Source organism: Hadarchaeum sp. (SeqCode) (genome assembly GCF_049969415.1).
In the GTDB taxonomy this organism is placed as follows: domain Archaea; phylum Hadarchaeota; class Hadarchaeia; order Hadarchaeales; family Hadarchaeaceae; genus Hadarchaeum.
This window is the reverse complement of sequence record NZ_JBMFOX010000070.1, coordinates 1-3,116: the sequence shown is the minus strand read 5'-3', so window position 1 is coordinate 3,116 and position 3,116 is coordinate 1. Positions and strand designations below refer to the sequence as shown.

The following is a 3,116-nucleotide window of genomic DNA, read 5'->3' as shown; positions in this document are numbered from 1 at the left end:
GAAGGAGCTCCTGGGCCACAGCTCCATCAGCACCACCCAGGTCTACGTGCACGTCTCCCGCAAGCGCCTGGAGGAGGCCGCCCGGGCCTTGCCGGACGTAGCATTTAGTGGTGGGGCCGTTTAACTCTAGCTGTCCGCAGGGGATCCAGGTAGCCCAGCTGGCCTGGACATACATTCATCAGGTTGGCTACGATCCTTTTTCGCTTGAATTTCCCTGGCGCTTTGAAAGAACTCCGTACACAGTTTTAGTTTCGGAGATCCTTCTCAAAAAAACCACGGCTTCTCAAGTTCGTTCCGTTTTTCTTGATTTTATCAAAAAATTTCCTGAACCGTGTATACTCGCTCGTTCTTCCGAGGAAGAATTATGGCACATTCTCAGACCCCTCGGTTTAAGGAGGAGGATTTTTGAACTAATTAGAATTGCTTCCGTGCTATGCGAGAAATTCAAAGGTTCTGTTCCTTGTGACTGGAAGGCTCTCTTGTCAATACCAGGCATCGGGCCTTATATAGCGGGAGCTGTTTTGTCTTTTGCGTGCGAGCTTCGCGCCCCCATCGTTGATACAGGTATAGCAAGGTTTTGGGTTAGGTATACTGCGATCCCGATCCGGAAGAGAAGCTCGCCGCACAAGGATCCGGTTTTGTGGGGTTGTTCTTTCGCGTATATAAGCGCTTTTCCAGGCCCTCCTTCTTTGGGAAACTACTTCTTGCTAGATTTGTCGCGGGAGAAGTGCGTTGCAAAGAGGCCTTTTTGTTCGCTATGCCCTCTCGCTCGAACGTGCTCGTGGGCCAGAAACCCGGTGAGTACTTAGATTGGTGAGTACTTAGATTAAACCTTTAATGTAATTCTCAATAAAGGTCTCGGCATTGGCCATGCTCGTTATGGAGAAGGTACCTTCTATCAGCTTGAGACCGTTGATGTAATTTTCTAAAAACTCCTTGCTTTTATTTTGATTGTGAATCCAGCAAGCTAGGCAAGCTAGGTGGTGCGGTCCGATAAATCGGGAAAGATCGCTATCTGTTTCATTTTTCTCTTCTTCATCATCATCTGTTTCATCTGTAGTAATAATAGAGAAGTACGGTACCGGATTTGCATTTCTCAAAAGTAGGGCTAGGGCTTGCAGCATGGAGGCTTCGTAAAGAAGCTGGTACCGCCTGTCCGGGCGGTAAGATGTTTTTATGGAAAAAACAGCAATTATTTCTGTAGCTGCAACTTTCAAGCTTTCCCTGTTTTTCATGAGTTTATCAATAACTGCGTTCGGGCTTTCGCCCGCGGAATCTCCGTTCTCATCCTGGTGGTTTGTGAAGAGGGAAGGTTGCTCAGCGGATGGGGTGGACGGCTTACGGATCAAAACAAGATCTGGTGACGGAAACTTGATCCGCTTGAGTATGTTATCCTTAAAAAGCAAGGAAGTAATCTCGGATTCTTCTGGTACCTGGAGCAAAGAGAGGAACTTTGAAGCACCCTCATCCTTTGAGGAGGGCAACTTGACCCATAAAAGCTGGTTAAACGCTAGGGGATCAAGTTTTTTTCTGGCGGCAGTATACAGGTACCAAATTATCAAGCGTTCTGCTATTTCACCCCTTGCTCTCGCGATGGCTTGTGCTGAGGCCTCTTGTTTCTCCGCATCTTCCTTAAAACGAGCGAGAACTTCATCTAGATTTTGAATATCCAGATCTTTCCCCTTAAGGGTTTCAATAAAACCAATGGTGTCAAGCCCCTTTTTCTTTTTTGCTGCCATACATCTTACCCCTGCTCAAGAGCGGACACCAAGGCTTTTTTTATGCTCCTTGCCAGGAGGCGGGAGAGCAGGACCGGAACCCCGTTGGAAACCAGCTTGAATTTCTTTGTCAGGCTCATATCCCCGGGTAAGACGTAGGTGTCGGGAGCTGTTTGCAACCTGAGCGCCTCGCGAACTGTGATGCGGCGGTTTTCAACTGGATGAAGGTGAACCTCGTTATTGCCGTAAGCGACGGTTGGGCTGTACCGATACCTGTGAAGCCGCTTAAAAGATTTTCGGGAATCATCCCCTTCTTCAATTTGCCAGAACTTAGGAGATCTTGGCTGGAAGAAATCTTCCTGGTTGGGGAGATGGTCAACCCCTTGAAACGCGGTGATGACCATCAGCTCCCTTGGTAGCCGGGGATCGGTCTGGACTTCGGCGCCCACGGGATTCTTCGCTGGCCAGGGAAGAGCTTTGACTCCGGGATATTTGGGGGAGGGCCAGCGAAAAGCTCTGTATGCGACGGAGAGGTCTTTTCTAAAACCCACGATAAAGACCCTTTCTCTGTCTTGAGGGACGCCATATTCCAAAGCGTTGATAATTCTGTACTGGACGAGATAGCCTACTTCACGAAACGCGAGGACCAGCTTGTCAAAAGCGTTTTCCCGGTGCTTTTTGGTCGTGTAGAGTCCTTTGACATTTTCAAAAACGAAGAAGAGCGGCTTCATCTCTCTGACTTTTTCGATAAAGTCAAAAACAAGCTTCCCCCGATCGCCCTTCACACCAAGATTTTTCCCTCCGATGGAAAAATCTTGGCATGGGGGTCCGCCAAGCACTCCTGTCACCGGGACGCCGAAGTGGTTGGCAAAAGACAGATCCTCGGCCAGGCCTGCTAACCTCTTCGCATCTATCCCGGTCAGGTCTTCATTTAGCACCTTAACTGCAACCGAAGAACTGGTGTTGCCCGATGCTTTTATTAGGGGTACGGCTGCCTGCTCGTAGGCATGCGAAAAGTCCGTATCGATCTCGACCGCCAGTACAGGGATTATTCCTTCTTGTGCAAAACCTATGTCCATTAAACCTCCTCCACTATACGTTGAGATGGCCGGAAAATAGATGTCGTGCAATTGACCCAGGCCAGATTTTGCTTTTTCCCCCTCGCGGGCATTCTCGCTAGCTATAAACTCGAGCAGAGTTGGTTGGTAGCTCATACTTGCTTTTCCTCAATTTCACTCAAAAGACCTGGTTTGCGGAGGAGGATGTCCACCGCCCAACGGATGAGGGTGTTCTCCGTGATCCTTTCCCCCTTCCCCTTCCTCTCCCGGTTCAGCCTCCGGGCCAGGGCGGTGAGGGCGTCCAGCTGGTCTGGGCGGAGGCGGCACTCCTTGCGCACGT

3 protein-coding genes and 1 pseudogene are annotated in these 3,116 nt (G+C 49.6%); 1 reads left to right on the top strand and 3 read right to left on the bottom strand.

All coding sequences use genetic code 11. From position 1 onward, the window contains the following. Window positions 1-107 precede the first annotated feature (107 nt). On the top strand, window positions 108-809 hold the full coding sequence (locus ACP5PX_RS07660; RefSeq protein ID WP_428085374.1) for a hypothetical protein: 702 nt from the start codon (window positions 108-110) through the stop codon (window positions 807-809). A gap of 12 nt (window positions 810-821) precedes the next feature. Here ACP5PX_RS07660 and ACP5PX_RS07655 read toward each other — a convergent pair whose 3' ends face one another. The 3 genes and pseudogenes from ACP5PX_RS07655 to ACP5PX_RS07645 all read right to left on the bottom strand — a co-directional run. Next, entirely contained in the window at window positions 822-1,739 is a 918-nt protein-coding gene (locus tag ACP5PX_RS07655; RefSeq protein WP_428085373.1) for a Cfr10I/Bse634I family restriction endonuclease, read from the bottom strand. A 5-nt stretch (window positions 1,740-1,744) separates the two neighbouring features. Next, complete coding sequence (locus ACP5PX_RS07650; protein ID WP_428085372.1) at window positions 1,745-2,932, bottom strand: DNA cytosine methyltransferase; 1,188 nt, start codon at window positions 2,930-2,932, stop codon at window positions 1,745-1,747. Further along, a pseudogene (locus ACP5PX_RS07645) lies at window positions 2,929-3,116 on the bottom strand (ATPase); the annotation flags it as partial. The pseudogene ACP5PX_RS07645 and the gene ACP5PX_RS07650, both read right to left, overlap by 4 nt.